Source organism: uncultured Clostridium sp. (genome assembly GCF_934754925.1).
In the GTDB taxonomy this organism is placed as follows: domain Bacteria; phylum Bacillota; class Clostridia; order Clostridiales; family Clostridiaceae; genus Clostridium.
On the sequence record NZ_CAKVJA010000034.1, the window covers coordinates 1 to 20,648 of the forward strand.

19 protein-coding genes and 1 pseudogene are annotated in these 20,648 nt (G+C 27.8%); 5 read left to right on the forward strand and 15 right to left on the reverse strand.

From position 1 onward, the window contains the following. Positions 1-479 (reverse strand): annotated as a pseudogene (locus Q0G30_RS10515) (ABC transporter ATP-binding protein); the annotation flags it as partial. A gap of 184 nt (positions 480-663) precedes the next feature. On the opposite strand from Q0G30_RS10515, the gene Q0G30_RS10520 reads away from it, so the two are divergent. Further along, positions 664-1,104: a MarR family transcriptional regulator gene (locus Q0G30_RS10520; RefSeq protein WP_294389556.1), complete on the forward strand. Its 441-nt coding sequence runs from the start codon at positions 664-666 to the stop codon at positions 1,102-1,104. Between the two features lie 92 nt (positions 1,105-1,196). Here the strand turns inward: Q0G30_RS10520 and Q0G30_RS10525 are convergent, their stop codons facing one another. Continuing rightward, positions 1,197-2,504, reverse strand: a complete 1,308-nt coding sequence (locus Q0G30_RS10525) for an NCS2 family permease (protein WP_294389558.1) — start codon at positions 2,502-2,504, stop codon at positions 1,197-1,199. Between the two features lie 337 nt (positions 2,505-2,841). Between Q0G30_RS10525 and Q0G30_RS10530 the strand changes: the two genes are divergently transcribed. Genes Q0G30_RS10530 through Q0G30_RS10545 form a run of 4 tightly spaced genes read left to right on the forward strand, consistent with a single transcriptional unit; the run spans position 2,842 to position 5,933 of the window. After that, entirely contained in the window at positions 2,842-3,828 is a 987-nt protein-coding gene (locus Q0G30_RS10530) for a metal ABC transporter substrate-binding protein (RefSeq protein WP_294389560.1), read from the forward strand. Then, positions 3,825-4,619, forward strand: a complete 795-nt coding sequence (locus Q0G30_RS10535; RefSeq protein ID WP_294389563.1) for a metal ABC transporter ATP-binding protein — start codon at positions 3,825-3,827, stop codon at positions 4,617-4,619. The genes Q0G30_RS10530 and Q0G30_RS10535 overlap by 4 nt, the downstream gene beginning before the upstream one ends. Positions 4,620-4,622: 3 nt before the next feature. Then, the gene (locus Q0G30_RS10540) at positions 4,623-5,465 is read left to right on the forward strand and encodes a metal ABC transporter permease (protein ID WP_294389566.1); all 843 of its coding nucleotides are present in this window, start codon (positions 4,623-4,625) and stop codon (positions 5,463-5,465) included. A gap of 30 nt (positions 5,466-5,495) precedes the next feature. Next, a complete protein-coding gene (locus tag Q0G30_RS10545; RefSeq protein WP_294130368.1) occupies positions 5,496-5,933 on the forward strand; it encodes a Fur family transcriptional regulator in 438 nt (145 codons plus the stop codon). Between the two features lie 26 nt (positions 5,934-5,959). On the opposite strand, the gene Q0G30_RS10550 is transcribed toward Q0G30_RS10545, so the two are convergent. The 13 genes from Q0G30_RS10550 to Q0G30_RS10610 all read right to left on the reverse strand — a co-directional run bounded on the left by Q0G30_RS10550 (position 5,960) and on the right by Q0G30_RS10610 (position 20,588). Then, positions 5,960-7,021, reverse strand: coding sequence for an aldose epimerase family protein (locus Q0G30_RS10550; protein ID WP_294389569.1), 1,062 nt, complete (start codon positions 7,019-7,021; stop codon positions 5,960-5,962). Between the two features lie 48 nt (positions 7,022-7,069). Continuing rightward, the gene (locus tag Q0G30_RS10555; RefSeq protein WP_294130360.1) at positions 7,070-7,924 is read right to left on the reverse strand and encodes a nucleotidyltransferase domain-containing protein; all 855 of its coding nucleotides are present in this window, start codon (positions 7,922-7,924) and stop codon (positions 7,070-7,072) included. Between the two features lie 106 nt (positions 7,925-8,030). Further along, positions 8,031-10,016: a type I pullulanase gene (pulA, locus tag Q0G30_RS10560; protein ID WP_294389572.1), complete on the reverse strand. Its 1,986-nt coding sequence runs from the start codon at positions 10,014-10,016 to the stop codon at positions 8,031-8,033. A gap of 295 nt (positions 10,017-10,311) precedes the next feature. After that, on the reverse strand, positions 10,312-11,460 hold the full coding sequence (locus Q0G30_RS10565; protein WP_294389574.1) for an LCP family protein: 1,149 nt from the start codon (positions 11,458-11,460) through the stop codon (positions 10,312-10,314). A 212-nt stretch (positions 11,461-11,672) separates the two neighbouring features. Beyond that, complete coding sequence (locus Q0G30_RS10570; RefSeq protein ID WP_042394571.1) at positions 11,673-11,831, reverse strand: zinc-ribbon domain-containing protein; 159 nt, start codon at positions 11,829-11,831, stop codon at positions 11,673-11,675. 222 nt (positions 11,832-12,053) lie between these two features. Then, positions 12,054-13,523: a hypothetical protein gene (locus Q0G30_RS10575; RefSeq protein ID WP_294389578.1), complete on the reverse strand. Its 1,470-nt coding sequence runs from the start codon at positions 13,521-13,523 to the stop codon at positions 12,054-12,056. A gap of 1 nt (position 13,524) precedes the next feature. Continuing rightward, complete coding sequence (locus tag Q0G30_RS10580; protein WP_294389581.1) at positions 13,525-14,928, reverse strand: ATP-binding protein; 1,404 nt, start codon at positions 14,926-14,928, stop codon at positions 13,525-13,527. Continuing rightward, positions 14,909-15,610: a response regulator transcription factor gene (locus Q0G30_RS10585; RefSeq protein WP_294389583.1), complete on the reverse strand. Its 702-nt coding sequence runs from the start codon at positions 15,608-15,610 to the stop codon at positions 14,909-14,911. Before Q0G30_RS10585 ends, Q0G30_RS10580 begins: the two co-directional genes overlap by 20 nt. A 108-nt stretch (positions 15,611-15,718) precedes the next feature. After that, positions 15,719-16,693 carry a polysaccharide deacetylase family protein gene (locus Q0G30_RS10590; RefSeq protein ID WP_294389585.1) on the reverse strand — a complete coding sequence of 325 codons (975 nt, stop codon included), beginning with the start codon at positions 16,691-16,693 and terminating at the stop codon, positions 15,719-15,721. Between the two features lie 193 nt (positions 16,694-16,886). Then, complete coding sequence (locus Q0G30_RS10595) at positions 16,887-17,714, reverse strand: energy-coupling factor transporter transmembrane component T (protein WP_294130340.1); 828 nt, start codon at positions 17,712-17,714, stop codon at positions 16,887-16,889. Continuing rightward, positions 17,711-19,417, reverse strand: coding sequence for an ABC transporter ATP-binding protein (locus tag Q0G30_RS10600; protein ID WP_294389588.1), 1,707 nt, complete (start codon positions 19,415-19,417; stop codon positions 17,711-17,713). Before Q0G30_RS10600 ends, Q0G30_RS10595 begins: the two co-directional genes overlap by 4 nt. Positions 19,418-19,690: 273 nt before the next feature. Next, positions 19,691-20,242, reverse strand: coding sequence for an ECF-type riboflavin transporter substrate-binding protein (locus Q0G30_RS10605; RefSeq protein ID WP_294389591.1), 552 nt, complete (start codon positions 20,240-20,242; stop codon positions 19,691-19,693). A 202-nt stretch (positions 20,243-20,444) separates the two neighbouring features. Next, entirely contained in the window at positions 20,445-20,588 is a 144-nt protein-coding gene (locus Q0G30_RS10610; protein WP_294389594.1) for an SAM-dependent chlorinase/fluorinase, read from the reverse strand. Between the last annotated feature and the right edge of the window lie 60 nt (positions 20,589-20,648).

Consider the following 20,648-nt stretch of genomic DNA (forward strand, 5'->3'; position numbering starts at 1 on the left):
GTAGATAAGTCAACACCTTGAGGAACTGTATTATCAATACCTGGAACCGCACTCACTCCTTGTAATTCCAACATTGAAACAATAAGCATTGGTTTTCCAAATATATCATTTAACTTGTCTAAATTTTCTTCTTTCTTAGTATCTAGCTTATAGATACTTTCATTTTTTAATTCAGGATAATCTTTTAAATACTTATTATACTCATCTTGATTAAGATTATTTTTATCTAATAAAGTATAATTCTCCTCTACAACTTTTTTTTCATCATCTTTCATGAAAATAAATAACTTTTCCATTTCTGATGATTTAATAACTTTAGGAACAGCATTTTCTACTCCGCCTTGTTGTATTCCCACATTAACTATATTAGACATATAGTCTGGTAATGACAAATCACATATAGCTTGAACAAATAAAAATGCTATGGCAATTATCATTGAACCAACAAAAGGCTTTAAGTGTTTTAATAAATTACGCATAAGCTCTCCTCTCCTTATTTTAATTTAATATATTTCTATTTTTATAATAATTATATTTTTATAACTATTTTCTGTCAATACAAAATGTTATTTTTTTATAATAATTATATTTTTATAACTACATATTGTAAACTATTTTTTAATAGATTATAATATTATCGATTATTATTGTAAGGAGGTTAACATGACTACTTTAAATTTAAATGATATATCAGATAATTTATATTTATTATTATTCTCTCTCAATAAGCATATTTTTAATCCTAATGCTCTTACAAAAAAATTTAATATTCCACATTCACATATAAAGGTATTATTTTATTTAATTCATAATGGACCTATTTCTATTTCTAAAATGGCAAAAGAACTTTGTATCTCTAAGCCTAATATGACACCTGTAATTGATAAATTAGTAGAAGAAGGACTAGTTACTAGAGATTATGATCCTACGGATAGGAGAGTTATCTTAATACAAACTACACCCAAAGCTCTTGAATTCTTAAGGAGTGGTCAAGAATATATTAAAGAAGTAATAAAAGAAAAACTTGCTCCTTTAAATGAAGAAGATATAAGTACATTGTCATCATCCTTAGATACGTTGTTAACTATAATAAAGAAATTTTAACATTCCTATTATACTATGTTTTAAAATTAAAAAAATTGTTAAAAAATAAAAGTTCACCTTGATATTTCTATCAAAGTGAACTTTTCTAAAACTTATATAAATACAAATTTTAATATAAATACTATTCCAACTGCTACTGTTCCCCAACCGATTTCTTTCCATTTACCAGTAAATAATTTTAATAGTATGTATGATACAACACCAAATACTATACCATCTGATATTGAATATGAAAATGGCATCATTATTATTGTTAAGAATGCTGGAATTGCTTCTGTATAATCTTCTAAGTTTAATTCCTTTATATTCTCAATCATAAATAATCCTACAATAACTAAAACTGAAGCTGTAACTGCTGAAGTAATTACTCCAAATATAGGTGATAAGAATAATGCTAAGAAAAACATAAATGCTGTAGATACTGCTGTTAATCCAGTTCTTCCACCTTCTGCTACACCTGAAGCACTTTCAACAAAAGTACTAACTGTACTCGTTCCAAGGCATGCACCTACTGTAGTTCCTACTGCATCTGCTAAAAGAGCTTTTTTAATATTTGGCACCTTACCATCTTTATCTAACATGTTTGCCTTTGTCGCTACACCTACTAAAGTTCCTATGGTGTCAAACATATCCATAAATAATAATGTAAATAATACTATTACCATATCCCATGAGAATATATTATGCCATTCAAATTGCATAAATGTTGAACTAATTGATGGTGGCATACTAAATATTTTATGCGGAATATCTATTACTCCCATTGGTATTCCTATTGCTGCTGTTAGTATCATCCCTAAGAATAAAGCACCTTTAACTTTTCTTGCTACTAATATACCTGTAATAACTATTCCTATTATTGCCAAAAGCCCTGCACCTGATGTAATATTCCCTAATGCTACTATTGTTCCTCCATCTGCTGGGTGAACAACTATTCCAGCTCCTTCAAGACCAAGTAATGCTATAAATAGTCCTATTCCAACAGAAATAGCTCGTTTAATATTTATTGGAATTGAATCAACAATAGCTTCCCTTATATTAAACACTGTTAATAACACAAATATTAATCCTTCTAATAAAACTGCAGTTAATGCAAATTGATATGAATATCCCATTGATAAAACTACAGTATATGCAAAGAATGCATTTAATCCCATACCCGGAGCTTGGGCAAAAGGTAATTTAGCATATAACCCCATTATTAATGTTGCAATTATTGCTGATACTGCAGTTGCTGTAAATACAGCTCCTGAATCCATTCCTGCAGCTGATAAAATCGAAGGATTTACTATTAATATATATGCCATAGTCATAAATGTAGTAATCCCAGCTATAAGTTCTGTTTTAACATTTGTATTATTTTCTTTAAGTTTAAAGAAATTATCTAAAAAACTATTCATTAATACAATCTCCTTTTTATCTCTTGTAATTTAAATCTACTAACTCCTCACCTAAGTAACGAGTTTACTTTTATATAATATCAGAAATTTTTAAAAAGCCAATAGTTTTTACGAACATTTTTTATTTTTTTTATTTTTTCGTTCATATTTAATTACTTTTCCACATATTTTTTACTTTTTATTATCTATATGAAATATATTTTTTATATTTGGTTGTCGATATATATAATATTCATTAAAAATAAGAAGAAACTTTTTAATTTACTTTTTTTTTAAAAGTGGTATAATATCTATTATAATTGCAAATTATTATCATTTGACTTTAGGAGGACAAGTTATGAAATTCAAATTTACAAAATTACTAATATTACTTATTTCAACATCTTTATTGTTCATAGGATGTAATAATAATTCAGATTCAAATGTAATTACCGATGATGATACTTTAAATATAGTAACTTCTTTTTATCCACTATACATATCAACAATTAATATTACAAAAGATATCCCAAACGTTAATGTTACAAACATGACTAAATCTCAAACAGGTTGTCTTCATGATTATCAGCTTACCCCTCAAGATCTAAAAACATTAGAAAATGCTGATATTCTAGTTGTAAATGGTGCTGGAATGGAATCTTTCCTAGATAGTATAATTTCACAATACCCTAATCTTAAAATAATTAATGCAACGGAAGGTCTTGATCTCTTAGAAGACGATACCCATAGTCATGATCACGATGAACACGATCATGATGAACACGATCACGATGAACACGATCATGATGAACACGATCATGATCATGAGTATAATGCTCATGTATGGGTTAGCGTAACTGGTAATATAGAAGAGGTTAAAAATATTTCTTCTCAACTTGAAAACTTAGATCCTGAAAATAAAGCTTCTTATGAAGCAAATGCTAATACTTATATTGCTAAATTAGAAGATTTAAAAAGTGAAATGCATGAAGAACTAGATAATTTACCAAATAGGGACATTATCACGTTCCATGAAGCATTTCCTTACTTTGCTGAAGAATTCAACTTAAACATAGCTGGTGTTATTGAAATAGAACCTGATTCTGAACCATCAGCAAAAGAAATTGAAAATATAATTAATACTGTAAAAGAAAAAAATATCAAAGCTTTATTTACCGAACCTCAATACTCTTCTAAGGTTGCAGAAACTATCGCTGTTGAAACTGGTGCTACAGTCTATGAATTAGATCCTATAGTAACAGGGGATTCTACTCCTAATGCTTATGATGACTATATAAATAAAATGAAAAAAAATCTTGATGTATTAAAAGAGGCGTTAAAATGATAAAAAAGGCTAACTTTAATAAAAATAATAGTTGTAATAACTTTTGTTGCACAAAAATAGAAAACTTTTCTGTCACTATTGGTAATAATAAAATACTTAAAGATGTAAATCTCCACATTCATTGTGGAGAACTTACATCTATAATTGGGCCAAATGGTGCTGGTAAAAGCACACTACTTAAGGCCTTACTTGGAGAAGTTAAGCATTCTGGGAACTTAAGTTTTATTGGTCAAAATGATGATAAATATCATCAACCTATAATTGGGTATGTTCCTCAATATTTAACCTTCGATAAAGACACTCCTATTAGTGTACTTGATTTATTTGTCTGTTGTAAGACTTCAATGCCTTCATGGTTAAAACCTAGAAAGAAAATTCGTGAAGATGTCTTAGAAAGTCTGAAAAGAGTAAAAGTTCCTCATTTAATAGATAGACGTCTTGGAGCTTTATCTGGTGGGGAACTACAAAGAGTTTTACTTGCATTAGCACTTGATCCAATTCCTAATATATTACTATTAGACGAACCTGTATCAGGAGTGGATCAAAACGGATTAGAATTGTTTTATGAAATACTTATGGATATCAAAAAAAATTATGATTTATCAATTATCTTAGTCTCTCATGATTTAGATTTAGTTTATAAATATTCTGATCGTGTAGCACTTGTAAATGGTACAATAGTTTGTTCCGGTACTCCAAAACAAGTTTTTAACAACCCTGCTACACAAAAAATATTTGGATTATCATTAAATCATTCTAACGAAGACTCATCTAAAACAGGAGGCATTTAAGATATGTTTGATTCTATATATAATTTTATTCATTTAATACTGCCATTCCAATGGCTATCCTTTGATTTTATGAAAAATGCTTTTTTAGCTATTTTAATAGTTACTCCTCTTTTCGGAATTTTAAGTACTATGGTTGTTAGCAATAAGATGTCTTTCTTTGCTGATTCTTTAGGTCATGGAGCTTTTACAGGAATAGCTATTGGAATTCTTTTAGGTGGTCTTGATCCAATGTGGGGAGCAACGTTGTTTTCAATTTGCTTTGCAGTATCTATAACAATCATAAAAAATAAAGGAACTTCATCTACTGATACAATAATAGGTGTTTTCTCATCTACTGCAATAGCCTTAGGTTTAGTACTTATGAGTTTTTCTAGTAGCTTAAATAAATTTTCATCGTACTTAGTAGGAGATTTACTTAGCATAACTCAAAAGGAGATTATTTTACTATTTGTTGTATTCATTGTGGTTATCATACTTTGGGCTTTAATATTTAATAAATTACTTATAACAAGTTTAAATCCCTCTCTTGCAAATAGCCGTGGAATGAACACATTATTAATAGAAATTATATTTACTTGCACTATAGCTGTTATAGTTACTTTAACAGTAAGATGGGTAGGTTTATTAATAATAAATTCCCTTTTAGTTTTACCTGCTGCTGCAGCTCGTAATATTTCTAAAAATGTTCGCCAATATCATTTATTTTCAGTATTAATTGCTATATTCTCTGGTATTACAGGATTAATAATTTCCTATTATTTAAATACAGTTACAGGTGCAACAATTGTTCTTGTTTCATCAGTAATATTCTTTATCACTTTAATTATTAGGCGTAAATTTGTATAATATAAATAAATAATGCCTGGAGGTAATAAATTGGATAATGAAATCAACTTTAGTGATATACTTAAATCAAAAGGATTGAAAGTAACTAAACACAGAACTTCTGTACTTCAGATATTATCTGAAAGTACACAGCCTCTTAGTGCTGAAGAAATTTATTCAAAATTAAAAGAAAACTCAATTTCTATAAATTTGTCATCAATTTATAAAATATTAGATTCTCTCTCTAATAAAAATGTAATTTCTAAATGTATTTTAGGTGACGATAATAAAACTTCATATGAAATGAATACTTCCGAACATAGACATCACTTAATTTGTAAACAATGCAGAGAAGTGTTTCCTATAACTGATTGTCCTCTATGTATTTATGAAAAACATCTTAGAGATGATATGGATTTTGATGTGACCGAACACCGATTAGAAATATATGGTTATTGTAAAAATTGCAAAAAAATGACTAAGGAGTAAAACCTCTCTTAGTCATTTTTCATTTACTATTCTTTTATAATTCCCATTTTATAAATAGTAGTATGATTATACTCTTGTCCAGCTTCTAATATAACATTAGAAAATCCCGAATGATGTAAACTATCTGGAAAGTATTGTGTTTCAAGGCATAAGCCTTGTCTCTTCTTATATCTTACTCCACCCTTTCCAATTTCATTTTCATTTAAAAAGTTACCTGTATAGAATTGTATTCCAGGCTTTGTGGTAAATACTTCTAGCGTTCTTCCACTCTTTTCCTCTACAACTTCTGCAACCTTCTTTAACTCGCCTGTATAATCATCAACAATCCAATTATGATCATATCCTTTTCCATTAATTAATTGATCATATTCTTTTTCTATATCCAATCCAATATATTTTAACTTACTAAAATCCATTGGTGTTCCTATTACACTTCTTATTTCACCAGTTGGTATACTTTCAGAATCTGTTGCAGTTATATTTTTTGAATGAATTCTAACTTTGTGATCTAATATATCTCCAGAATCATGTCCTTTTAAGTTAAAATATGAATGATTGGTCAAATTTAAAACTGTACTTTTGTCAGATTTACCATAGTAATTAATAACTAACTCATTTTTATTTGTTAGTTTGTACTCTACTATAACTTGTAAATTTCCTGGATAATTCTCTTCACCATCTTTACTTAAATATGATAACTTTAAGTACTCTCCATCTTCATCTGCTAAAATCTCTGAATCCCATACTACTGTATTAAATCCATTAACTCCACCATGAAGATGATTATTACCATCATTTTTTGCAAGGTTATATCTTACTCCATCTACTTCAATTTCAGCTTTTCCAATTCTATTAGCACAGCGTCCAATAACAGCACCAAAATATGTTGTAGTAGTCTTATAATCTTCAAAATTATCATATCCCAAAACAATATCATCTTGTTTTCCGAATTTATCGCTTGTAAATAGTGATAATATAATACCTCCATAGTTTGTAATTTTTATAGTTGTATCCTTATTAGCTAATGTATAAATATAAATTTCTTTACCATTAACTTTGTTTAATAGTTTATCTCTTTGTATTCTCATTGTTATCCCCTCCATTAATACACCTATATAATATTTTTATACACCATATTAATTATAACAATGATCATCACTACCGTAAACATTATCACTGCAACTTATCAAACTTTCATTCTTAAGAATTACATCTAATTGATTAACAATCTCATCAATATCCTCTAATATTGTAAAATCACAATTTGAAATATCTTTAATTAACTTCTCAATATCTTTTACTGAATTTTTAGGTAGTTTTTCACACATAGTATTAATTATACTTAAAAGCCTTTTCTCTCCCGGATGTGGAATTTCATTTATAGCAAATATAATATCAAAATAACTATCTAAAAATGCTGTTATTCTGTTATTTAAATTCACTATATCTTTTCTATTTATAGCCTTCTCTACTTGATTATAATATGCTGAGAAGTTCTTTTTTAATATGGGATAATTTTTGTTAACTATATTTCTTTTGAGCTCCTCTGGATACTCTATAGTATACTTTTCTTTAAGATCATTGAATTTATTATTTTTATCAAAAACTACTAATGAATTAATTACATTATTCCAAAAACAAGTTGTATATCCAATAGATGCTATATGATTTTCTAAAATATTTTCTAATTTCTCTTTTAACCATTTAAAATCAAAATAAGCTATATCAACTTGTATTGATGAATTTCTTAATACAAATTCATCAGATGGACCCCAAAAGGTATTATTTATTTCCATTAAGTCTGAAAATTTTTTTGCAATACTTTCTCTTTTTTCAACTGGTATATCTCTTTCTGTAATTATATCTATATCAATATCTGAATAATTATCCTTTCTCCCACTTGCACATGATCCAGCTAAAGTTATTGCAACCACTTCATCTAACCTTTTAAATTCATTAACTATTTGATAAACTATCATATTCATTCCCATAAAGCTCACCCCTTTTTATTAATTTAAATATAATATAGAATGTAACTATTTAATTTATATAAGTTACATTCCATACTTTTTTTATATTGCTTATATTTTTAGTTTATTATTTTATTAGTACCTTTATTGATTTTGCAGAAATATTTACTATACCACTATTAACTTTTTCGATAAGATCTTTTCCTGCTCTTTTATCATTAACAAATACTCCCCAATTTTCTTCACTAAGTTTTACTACTTCCTCTGTCTCACTTGCATTTATTATAACTGCTATTTTAGAACACTTATCATCTATATTCTTAGAATCTATTATATATGCAACTAAATTATCAGATTCAAAATCTTTTCCCTTTTCTAAGAAATGAATATTTTTTTGTATATCTTTATTGCTATTCATTCTAAATGATTTATATTCTTTTCTTAATGAAATTAATCCCTTATAATATTCAACTAAATCCTTATATTCGATTTTTCTATCCCAACAAATTTTATTAACCTTATCAGAAGAAGAAAAACTGTTTTCTACTAATTTACCATGCTCATCAACTTTAGTTCTTGCCATTTCTTCTCCAGCATGCACAAAACTTATTCCTTGTGAAGTTAATATTATTCCAGCTATTAATTTATTAATTTTTATTAATTCCTCTTTACTAGATTCTGGTGATACTATCTGTAGTTTGTCCCATAAAGTGTAATTATCATGTGCAGATGCATAAGTTACTGTTTGATAAGGTTCATTAGCCCAAAACTCTTCTGAATATACTATATTAGTTTTATCAATTTGCTCATGTGGTGTTGATGCAACAACAGCAAACTTTATTGTTTCCTCAAGTCCATCTTTTCCATTTGCAAAACCAGCCTCTTCTTCATAGAAAACATGTCCTTTAACTCCATCTCTACAATCATCGCTAAATGCTGCTATTTGTAAATCACCAAATTTATGGGTATTTTTCTTTAATGCTGCACCACCCTCTTTTAAAGGACTCGGTCCTCCCATCCATCCTTCACCATACATAATTATAGTAGGATCTATTTTATTTAACTCTTCTCTTATTAGCTTCATAGTTTCTATATCATGTATTCCCATTAAATCAAATCTAAATCCATCAACATGATATTCCTTGGCCCAATATACTACTGAATCTATCATATATCTTCTAAACATATATCTATCAGATGCCGTTTCATTACCACAAGCTGAAGCATCACTATAATTACCTTCTTCATCTTGTCTATAATAATATTTAGGAACAGCTTTATTTAAACATGAATCTAAATTGAAGGTATGATTATAAACAACATCCATAACTACTCTTATTCCTGACTGATGTAGTGCCTTCACCATCTCTTTAAATTCTCTTATTCTAACATCACCTAAATAAGGATTCGTTGAGTAAGATCCTTCAGGAACATTATAATTTTCAGGATCATATCCCCAGTTAAATTGAGGTTCATCAAGTTTTGTTTCGTCTACTGAGCCATAGTCAAAAGAAGGTAATAAGTGAATATGTGTAAATCCCATGTCCTTTATATGATTTACTACAGTCTTGATGTTAGTTCCAGGAATACAGCTATTACTCTCTGTAAGCCCCTTAAATTTACCTTTAAATTCTTCTTTTATACCGGAAGTCTCATCTATAGTTAAATCTCTTACATGTGCCTCATATATTATAGAATCTGTAGGAGACTTTAACTCTGGCTTTTTATCTTCCTCCCACCCTTCCGGATTAGTAGTATCTAAATCAATTACCATTCCACGTTTACCATTAACCCCTACTGCTTTAGCATATGGATCAACAACCTCATTAACTTTCCCATCTATAGTAACTAAATAATTATAATATTGTCCATTTAAATCTTTATTAATCTCTATTATCCAAGTCCCATTAATACCTTTATTCATATTATAGGTTTGAATTGGTTTACAATTATAGTTATATCCATCATCCCCATATAATAGTAAATCAACATTATCTGCTGTTGGCGCCCATAAAATAAATTTACTTTTATCTTTTGAATAAACTACTCCTAGCTCTCCATCATAATTATATAATTTCTCGAATTCATCATTAAATATTAGTTCTCTACCCATTTTTTCATCTCCCATTCATTTAAGACCATTTTATTTAAGCATACTCATGGAATCGTTACCGACGATATGCTTATTATAATTTTATAATAAATTTATTCTTATATCTATAAAAATATTTTTACTTTTTTTGTTTTTTAATCTTAGGTAATAGAATAGAAATTTTAATGATATCACCAAAAAGAATATTTTATTTATAAATTAACTCTTCTTTATGGTTATATCATTAATCCTTCTTATCTATAACTAAAATAACTTACTTATACTATTTATATTCATTTAAATTTATAATACTTGTTTAATCCCACTCATCATAAATATATTCTTCATCATTCTGATTATCCTCTATTTCATCACTAATACCACATTTTAGATCTTCACTGATAGAATCACTCATCCATTCACCAGTTCTGTATTCATTAAGTGCTTTTCTTAAACAGTCATAATCAAATTTACTTTCATCAGGTTCTATACCATAAAATACGAAATCATGTAAAACCTCTGTATTTTGTTTCCTATCCATTATAAATACCCATCCAACTTCTCCACCATAATTCATATCATCAGCTAACTCTGTAAGGGGTATATGAATTTGTTTTGTTTCTAAAGTAGGAAATTTATAAATTGTATATGCCATATTTAAAGCATCTAAGAGTTCTATATTTGTATTTATATAATCAAGCATACTATTTACTATACCTAAATACTTTGTAGGCTTTGTCTCCCTTAATTTTGCAGCAACCTTAAATAATACCTCTCTTTGCCTTTCAGTTCTTTCAAATTCATCTCCAACGCCTTTTCTTATTCTAGCATAAGATAAAGCCTGCTTTCCATTTAGTAATTGTAATCCAGGCTCTGTAACTGGGCAATCATTTCCTCCAGTAGATTCACCTATATACTTATTTAATTCATCCAACTGATATTCTTTAACATCAATTTCTAGTCCACCTATTTGATCAATTATAGCTTCAAATCCCCAAAAGTTTATTATTATATACTTATCTATACTTATATCATATGTTTTCTGTATTGTATCTTTCAACAACTCTATTCCACCAAAAGCCATTGCTGCATTTAATTTATATGGACCATATCCCTCAATATCAACTAAGGTATCCCTAAATAATGATGTTAATCTTATTTCCTTATTATTATTATCTAAAGTAGCGATTATAATAGAGTCCGCTCTTGCACTTTCCTTCAAGTCTCTACCATCAGTACCCACTAATAATACATTAGTAATACCCTCTACTTCTTTATAATCGACATCATCTTCACTTTTTTTCTCTATAGTTTTAATCTCCAGTTCATTCGATTTAGTATATATTTTACTCTTTATATAACTATAATACCCTACAGCACATCCAACAATAATAGCAAGCATCATACATATAGCTGAAATTATTATTTTACTTCTTAAGGAATATCTTTTTTTATCTTTACTCACCTTTATTGCCCCCTTTTGTTTACCACCTATCCTAACTTTATTATTTTACCATATTTGTTATAATTTATATAGCATTTTTTTTCAATATAGTTATTAATTTATAGTAAACTACATATATATTTTTACTCATGTATTTATAGATATAATCTAAAATTTATTTTTACGCAATAAAAAAGATTGTAAGAAAATTTCTTACAATCTCATAATTTTAATTACTTTCTGTTGTTTTGTTGAGCTTTTCTTGCTCTTCTACATTCAACACATCTTACTGGTTCGTTATCGAATCCTTTTTCTTTGTAGAAAGCTTGCTCTCCTTCTGTGAATAAAAATTCTTTTCCGCAGTCTCTGCATACAATAGTCTTATCTGCCATTATAAATTCCTCCATTTTCTTAAGATTTATCATGGTTAATAACATATCTCTTGAATAGGAGAAATTTTATTAATCTACTTTAAATCTTGTAAATAGTCAATTAACTTGACTTGTATTTTAATTATAACACATATATATTTTTTTACAATACTTTTATAAAGTTTATTAAAAATTTTTTCTCATTTTGTAATATATTGTTTTTATAGTTACTTATTTCTTTAACTACTTCTGCTCTCCTACTATTAACTCTCCACCAATAAAAGCTCTTTCCCACTGCTCTACATAACCACCACTACACCATTCTGACATTATTACTTCATCATTTTCATTTATAGGTACAGTTACTAATGGTTCTGTTATTAAATTTTCATTTTCTATTTTATAAACAGCTATATAAGTATCAAATTGAATTAATATAATCTTACCTAATGGTGATGTAAATGCATCTTTAAAAAAACCCAACTGCTGTTTTAATGATCTCCATGATATATAAAGAGAGTTGTAATTTATAAATCTACTATCTGGTAAAATTGATAGTTTAAAACTTTGTCCTGATTCATTCATATTCTTAGGTAATAAATTAAAAACAAATCTCCATTTACCTAATCCTCGTTCAATAGCCAAGTTGTTATAATTTATAGACGAAATATTTAGATTATCTATTTGTTCTTTAGATAAACTATTAATTTCATTTTGTAGCTCTTCTAAATACTTTTCTTTTTCATTTCCAATAAATATTTCATCTGCTTGTAATCCATTTTCAATATTAATATTATTTACAGGTATTATTTGATAAATTGGATAATTTCCTTCAAAGGAATCCCCTTGATATTTTCCTATAGCAATATAATCATTTCCAACAAATTTTATAGTTTTATATTCATTTTTATCTAAAATTATATTTTCAGCCATATCACTTTTTAATTTTTCATCATATTTACCTACTTTAAATTCATCATATTCAAAACTATTAATGCTCTTTTGATTTACTTCTAACTTCCATATTCCATTTAACCTTGGAAAAATAATACTAGGTCTTTCATATATATTTCTTATTTCACAATTATCATGAGCTATCCATATAGTTCTATATTCATCATTGCTATATATTCCATCATCAATTCTTTTACCAGGCGTTTTAATTCCTAACATAACACCTTCCTTTATATTGCCCTTTTCCTCTTTAGTTATATTTATTATTCCATCGTCATCTTTAATATCATTAAAATTAGCAACATTATTTACTTTACTTAATTTAATTAAATTACTTTTATATAGTAATATCATCTCTGTATCAGAGTTTAAAAAGAAGTCACCTATTATCTGATTTTTATCAATAATAGATATTAAATCTACCCTCTCTCTACCATTCATAAAATCATTCATCGTTAAGTTGCTTTCATATGAAAGAATATAATTTCCTTCAACTGCTCTTAATTTATAGTGAATATTTTCTTTATAATTACCTACAATATTAACTTTACTATTATCTAACTCTATTTTATCTCCAACTAAATAAGTATCTTCCTCTTCATTATCGTCCTCTTCTCCTAATTGCTCGACTGAATCAATTCTCCAAGTTCCAGTAAAATTAAAAATATTACTACCTTTCTCCTTTACAATATTAGATTTACACCCACAAAATAATAATATTATAGATAAGCAAAATATTATCAAAAGCTTCTTATTCATATTATAATTCTCCTTTATTTAAAGGAATCTTAATTGTTACTTCTGTTCCTGTACCTTCATTACTTTTAATCTCTAGAATTCCTCTATGCAAAGTTATTATTTCATCACATATAGATAAGCCTATCCCATTTCTCGACTTACTATTTTTCCCCTTATAAAATTTATCCTTTACCCTTAGTAAATCCTTACTACTTATTCCACTTCCATTATCTCTTACTATAAATACCAAGTATTTTTCTTCAGCTTCAGCGTTTAAACTTATTATTCCATTCTCTTCAGTAAATTTAAAGGCATTGTCTATAATATTACTTAAAACTTGTTTAATTCTATTTTCATCAAAATAACCTTTTGTAACACTTTTATCTATCGTTATAATAAATTTTTTTCCTTCTCTATCAGCTCTAGGCCTCATATAATTTTCAATATATTCAACAAAATCTCTTACATCATGTTCTTTTATATTTAAAGAAACAACACCATTTATAAGCTTAGAGAAATCTAATAACTCTTCTACCATCTCTGTTAATCTATCACTTTCTTTTTCAATAATATCAAGTCCTAAAGCTACTGTATCCATATCACTACAGTCATACTTTAAAGTTATAGCCCACCCCTTAATTGATGTTAATGGCGTTCTTAATTCATGTGAAACTGAAGATATAAATTCATTTTTTAACTTTTCCCTTTTTTCAACTTCACATCCCATATAATTCAATGTCCTTGATAATTGAGCAATTTCAATATTGTCAGCAACATCACTTCTAATATTTAAATTTCCCTTTGCCATCTCTTTTGCAACTGCCGTTATTTTCTTTATTGGAGAGACTATATCTTTTGCTATTATTAAACTCATTATTATTCCTAAAGCTATTACTATTATAGAAATAAATAAAAATAGTACGCTAAAAATGTCTATTATTTTATGTACTTCTTCTAAAGAAAAAATAATCCTAACTATACCTATCATATCATTTTGATTTATTTTCGAGGTGATCTCCTTAGAAACTATCATTACCTTATCATTATAACGATCTACCTTTCCAATCCACACTCCAACCTCACCATTTTTGGCTTTTGATATATCAGGAGTCCTTAAAATTTCAGAATCTCTTATACCATATGAATCCATTAATAACTCACCACTTGGATCTAATATTTCCACTTGTCCTTGTTTCATGTTCCAAAAAACATCTACATTATCATATATATTTTCCATTAATTCATTATTTGAAAAATATTTTTGATAAAAATTAATAGATGATTCTAACTGATTAATTAAGGTATCTTGAGTATTCTTGTAATAATATCCCCTTAAGCATAATAAAGTTAATATGTCTAATATTAGAACTGTTGATATTATTACTATAAGAAAATTCCTCAATAACTTACTTCGTATACTTTTCACAAACTTCGCCTCTCCATCTATATCCAAGCCCCCATATAGTTTCTATGTATCCTTCCTTAGATGATGAATCTTCTATTTTGCTTCTAAGTCTTCTTATGTTCACATCTATAATTTTAGAGTCAGCAAAATAATCCTTTCCCCAAACCAAGTCTAATAATTCATCCCTTGAAAAAGCCTTATTAGGATTTTCTATAAATAGTTTTATAAGTGAATATTCTTTTGGTGTTAAGTCAATCTCTTTACCTCCTTTAAATACCTTTTTCCCATAGCTATCTATAGTAAATATTCCATTTCTTATAATATTATTTTCTTTATTCCCACCAATCCTTCTTAATATAGCTTTTATTCTAAGCAATAACTCCATTGGATTAAATGGTTTCACCATATAGTCATCTGCTCCATATTCGAGTCCCATTATTTTGTCCATATCTTGGCCCTTAGCCGTTAACATTATAATACCTATCTTATCTTTTTTCTCTCTAATCTTCTTGCACACTTCAAATCCATTCATACCTGGTAGCATAACATCTAATATTACAAGTACTGGATTTTGTAATTCTAATATATTTAGCCCTTCTTCTCCATTATCCGTTTCTAAAACCTCAAAGCCATTCCTATTTAAATTTATTTTTAAAAACCCTCTTATACTATCTTCATCTTCAATTATTAATATTTTCTCCATATAAAATTCCTTTCAAAGTTATAACAATACTCTCTATTTATATTTTCTAATGTATACAAATAAAATACTGAATAAACACACTTATTTATTCAGTATTTATAAATTCCTCTACTTTAATGTTCTAAATTCATATCCTAAAGACTTTAAGTAATCTATAATTTGCTGTAGCGATTGTGCTGTTGTCTTCTTTGCATTTGTATCATGCATTAATATAACTAAAACATCATCATTTCCAGCTAAATCATTCACAGTTCCTTTTAATCTATTTACTAACTGTTCAACTGTTCTATCATTACTTTCAGCATCTCCATTAAGAACATTCCAATCTATATAGCAATATCCATTTCTTTCAAGAATAGGATCTAATGCTTTAGTATTCCATGACATATGTCCTCCTGGCAATCTAATAACCTTGGTAGTAAAGTTATCTCCTAAAACAGATTTCATTACATCTTCAGATTTTTTCATATCATTTACTAATACTGTTGGATTAGCAATTCTCCCTGGATATAAAATACTGTAATCATGACAATATCCATGATTTCCAATAGCGTGTCCTTCGTTAACCATTTCCTTTAACAATTCTTTTTGTATATCACTTTTTTCAACATTACTACCTAGTATAAAAAAGGTAGCTTTGACATTATTAACTTTAAGGGTTTCTAGTATTTGTTGTGTTACTTCAGTAGAGGGTCCATCATCAAAAGTTAAGTATGCAATCTTTTTCCCATCCTCTCTTAAGTAATTCCATTTATTAAGCATATTCTCTATATCTTTAGCATTATCTGCATATAAGTCATTTTCATAAGATGTATATAATAAATTTTCTTTATTTGTAGCAGCGTGAATATTTTCTCCTTCCTGAGAGCTTTTCTTATTATTATCATCATTAAAATTACTAGTGTCTATCATAAAATCACCATAGTTTATATCTATATTTGTATTAGCTATAACATTTTTATCGTCTAAGACTCCTATACAGAATATAGTAATTATTAATAAACCTACTACCTTGCAATTATTCTTTATTATATGTTTTCTAAATCTACTACATCTATTTTTATCCTTAGTTAATTTATCCATTTACAAATTCCCCTAACTACTTCTTATATATTTCTATACTTTATATTATACCTATATAGAATGAAATTAATTTACAAAAGTATTACAATATATTTGTAATTGATGGAAGTTGCTTATTTTATATATAGATTAATCTATATATAAAATAAGTTAGCACTATAAATTTTTATAATGCTAACTTATATTTATTTTATTAAATAAACGGATTATAGAAACGTCCACCATTTACTATTGTTGCAATTATAGCAATTATTAATATAATACTAACTATAGCTACAGCTATATAATCACCTTTTTTAAATGGCCTTCCATTATACCAAGTACGCTTTTTATTACTTCCAAATGCTCTAAGTTCCATAGCAGAACTTATAGTTTCTATTCTATCTAAACTTGAGAATATTAGAGGCATTAAAATAGAAGCTGAGTTTTTAATTCTTTTTGTTATTTTTTCCTTTTTAGACATATCTATTCCTCTAGCTTGTTGTGCAAATGATATATCTTGATAGTCACGCTGAACATCAGGTATATATCTTAAAGCTATCGAAACTGAATATGCTATTTTATAACTTACGCCTATTTTATTTAATGATGCTGCAAATTCACTTGGATTAGTAGCAACCATAAATAATAATGCCATAGGTATTATTGAAAAATACTTTAAAGTTATATTAAACTGATAAAATAATTGCTGACTTGTTATAGTATACGGACCAGCAATCTTAAATAAATCTGTTCTACTTCCATATATTTGAACACCCTCATATGGTGAAAATATGAATATAGCTACATTATTTAATAATAAGAATATTAATATAAAGTAAAGAACAAATGAAATTTGTTTAAATTCTACCCTTGAAATTTTAAACACAATTATGCTTATAACAAACATTCCTAAAAGCACACGAGTATCATATGTAATCATCGAAGCTAAAGCCCAAATAATTAAGGCAATTAACTTTGATGCCCCTGTTAATCTATGAATAGGTGAATCTATATCTGAATATCCAATCATCGTGCTCATATACTTCTAATCCTCCTATCATAATCAATAAATTTCTTAACAAATATTCTTGGATTATCTAACTTAGCTTTTATAGCTAATTCATATAGTGATGTTTCCTTTAAATTTGCTTTATTTATTACTTCCTCATCTGTAAGAACATTAGCTGCTATATCATCAGCTAATTTTAATCCATTTGATAATACAATTGCTCTATTAGTATATTCAAGCATTAAATGCATATCGTGAGTTATCATTATTATTGTTACACCTTTTTGATTTAACTCTTTTAAGAACTCCATAATTTCAGTGTAATGTTTAAAGTCCTGACCAGCTGTAGGTTCATCTAAAATAATAATTTCAGGATTTAATACCAATATTGATGCAATTGTTACACGTTTCTTTTGCCCAAAACTTAATGCTGAAATTGGCCAATTACGGAATTCATATAATCCGCATATCTTTAATGTCTCAAAAACTCTATTCTTAATTTCCTCTTCAGAAACCCCTCTAACTTTAAGCCCTAAAGCTACTTCGTCAAAAATCATAGTCTTTGATATCATTTGGTTTGGATTTTGCATTACTATACCTATTTTTTCAGCACGCTCTTTAATAGTATCATTAATTAGATCCCTACCATTAAATAGTATCTGCCCTTCCGTTGGCTTATAAAATCCGCATATTAACTTAGAAATAGTTGATTTACCGGCTCCATTTCTACCTACAATACTAACCATTTCCCCCTTATTAACTTTAAAAGAAACGCCATGTAATATTTCCTTTCCAGATTCATAAGAGAATTTTACATTCTTCATTTCAAGAATAGGTTCATTATTTACCTTCTGCTCATCTTCTATTGTATCTTCATACCACTCTTTTAACTTTTCCCTACAACTATCTACATTTAGTGTATCAATATGTTCTGGATGCATTTCTGGTTTAATATCGCAGCCGGCATATTTTAATGCAGTAATATATAACGGCTCACGTATTCCTGTTTCAATTAACAAATTTGAACTTAATAACTCTGCTGGATTTATATCTGCTGCTATTCTACCGTTATCAACAACTATTATTCTATCTACTGGACAATGTAATACATCCTCTAATCTATGTTCTATTATTAATATAGTCTTGTTAGTTTTCTTTTGAATTTGATCTATTAACTCAATAGCACTTTTTCCTGTTGCAGGATCTAAACTTGCTAAAGGTTCATCAAATAAAAGAATATCTACTTCTCCAACCATAACACCTGCTAATGTTACACGTTGCTTTTGGCCTCCTGATAAACTATACGGTGCAGAGTCTAAATGAGTATCTATCCCTACAATTTCAGAAACAATTTTAACTTTTTCTTTCATTTCTTTTTGTGATACACAATCATTTTCTAATTTAAAAGCTATATCTTCACCAACTGTTAATCCTATAAACTGACCATCTGGGTCTTGAAGTACAGTACCTACTGAATTTGATAATTCAAATATACTCATTTCTTTAGTTTCTTTTCCTTTAACTTTTAAGCTACCAGAAATTTCACCTTCATTAGAAAAGGGTACAAGTCCATTTATACAATTTGAAAGAGTACTTTTTCCTGAACCTGATGGTCCTACTATAAGTACCTTTTCTCCTTCATATATAGTTAAATTTATATTATTTAATGTTGGCTTTGCCTGAGCTCTGTATTGAAAAGTAAAATCCACGAACTCAATTACAGGTTTTTTCATAGCAAATCTCCTCGTCTTTTTCTATATAAACTTCAATAATGTTAATCTAGTTTTTATTAATCACCTTAAAGCTTAATAGATACTCTATTAAGCACTTTTTTAAGTTGTATTAGCAATATTTTAGTATTAACAAAATATTAATTAATAACCTCATTAAAAATAATACTATATTTTTAATCATATGTATATTCTGAAAAAAAATTTATGACGTAAAATTTTATTTAATCGTTAAAAATACCAGAGACGTAAAGACTCCGGTATTTAAAACAGATATTACTCTCTATCTAAGCTTCCTTTTTTTACTCTAGTCTTAGAATAAGTATATAATAATATAGTACCTAATACTCCAACTGTAATTGCATTTGAAGTTCCAGCTACAGCCCCTTGTAAATAGACCTTTTTAACCGGTTCTGCATATATAAGTATATCTAATGTTGGTGCAACTAAAAGCCATGCTACAACATTAGCAATTATTTGATAAATATTGAAAATTATCATTTCCTTTTTATCAAACTCACCTTCATTAACTTTTAACCTCTTCCAAGCTAATCCTATAATTAATCCAACAGTTGCTGATGCAATAAACCAACTAAACCAAGGCGAACCATAAAACACCAAATCCTTCAACGCATGTCCTATAAATCCAATAGCAACTCCAGCAAATGGTCCATATAAAACTGCCATTAAAGCTAAAAATGCATAACATGTTTCAATATTAGTATTTGGTATTCCTGATGGAATAGAACCGAAACGACCTAATATCATAAATACAGCCGCTCCAATACCAATTGCAACAATAGTCTTAATATATAATTTGTTACCCATTACGTCTCCTCCTTTTCATATACATTATGATTAATTAAAATTAATTTTATTCGTAAACTACTTTTGGTGCCTTTCTAATAGAAATTCTCCAATTAGTTCCCGTTTGTATGTTATACGCCTTAGAGAATGAACCTTGATTTATAGCAACAGCTAAATTATCTAATCAATTGTTCCACTTACTATATCCTTATCTTTAGTTGATTCAACTACTGGTAATTCTACACATACGTTTTATGGGAGTAAGTGTTCCGTTATCCGGTGTAATTATGTACTGACCCTTTGCTATCTTAACTGCTATACTTTTTCTATGTGATCCAACTCCAGGATCAACAACTGAAACAAACACACTGCCTTCTGGCTAATAAAGCACAGTGCGAACAATGTGTTAATCAACATTTTTTTTATT

Excerpts from the sequence above, each read along its gene's own strand:
- Q0G30_RS10520 (WP_294389556.1), top strand. The coding sequence starts at position 664 with ATGACTACTTTAAATTTAAATGATATATCAGATAATTTATATTTATTA.
- Q0G30_RS10525 (WP_294389558.1), bottom strand. The coding sequence starts at position 2,504 with ATGAATAGTTTTTTAGATAATTTCTTTAAACTTAAAGAAAATAATACA.
- Q0G30_RS10530 (WP_294389560.1), top strand. The coding sequence starts at position 2,842 with ATGAAATTCAAATTTACAAAATTACTAATATTACTTATTTCAACATCT.
- Q0G30_RS10535 (WP_294389563.1), top strand. The coding sequence starts at position 3,825 with ATGATAAAAAAGGCTAACTTTAATAAAAATAATAGTTGTAATAACTTT.
- Q0G30_RS10540 (WP_294389566.1), top strand. The coding sequence starts at position 4,623 with ATGTTTGATTCTATATATAATTTTATTCATTTAATACTGCCATTCCAA.
- Q0G30_RS10550 (WP_294389569.1), bottom strand. The coding sequence starts at position 7,021 with ATGAGAATACAAAGAGATAAACTATTAAACAAAGTTAATGGTAAAGAA.
- Q0G30_RS10555 (WP_294130360.1), bottom strand. The coding sequence starts at position 7,924 with ATGGGAATGAATATGATAGTTTATCAAATAGTTAATGAATTTAAAAGG.
- pulA (WP_294389572.1), bottom strand. The coding sequence starts at position 10,016 with ATGGGTAGAGAACTAATATTTAATGATGAATTCGAGAAATTATATAAT.
- Q0G30_RS10570 (WP_042394571.1), bottom strand. The coding sequence starts at position 11,831 with ATGGCAGATAAGACTATTGTATGCAGAGACTGCGGAAAAGAATTTTTA.
- Q0G30_RS10575 (WP_294389578.1), bottom strand. The coding sequence starts at position 13,523 with ATGAATAAGAAGCTTTTGATAATATTTTGCTTATCTATAATATTATTA.
- Q0G30_RS10585 (WP_294389583.1), bottom strand. The coding sequence starts at position 15,610 with ATGGAGAAAATATTAATAATTGAAGATGAAGATAGTATAAGAGGGTTT.
- Q0G30_RS10590 (WP_294389585.1), bottom strand. The coding sequence starts at position 16,693 with ATGGATAAATTAACTAAGGATAAAAATAGATGTAGTAGATTTAGAAAA.
- Q0G30_RS10595 (WP_294130340.1), bottom strand. The coding sequence starts at position 17,714 with ATGAGCACGATGATTGGATATTCAGATATAGATTCACCTATTCATAGA.
- Q0G30_RS10600 (WP_294389588.1), bottom strand. The coding sequence starts at position 19,417 with ATGAAAAAACCTGTAATTGAGTTCGTGGATTTTACTTTTCAATACAGA.
- Q0G30_RS10605 (WP_294389591.1), bottom strand. The coding sequence starts at position 20,242 with ATGGGTAACAAATTATATATTAAGACTATTGTTGCAATTGGTATTGGA.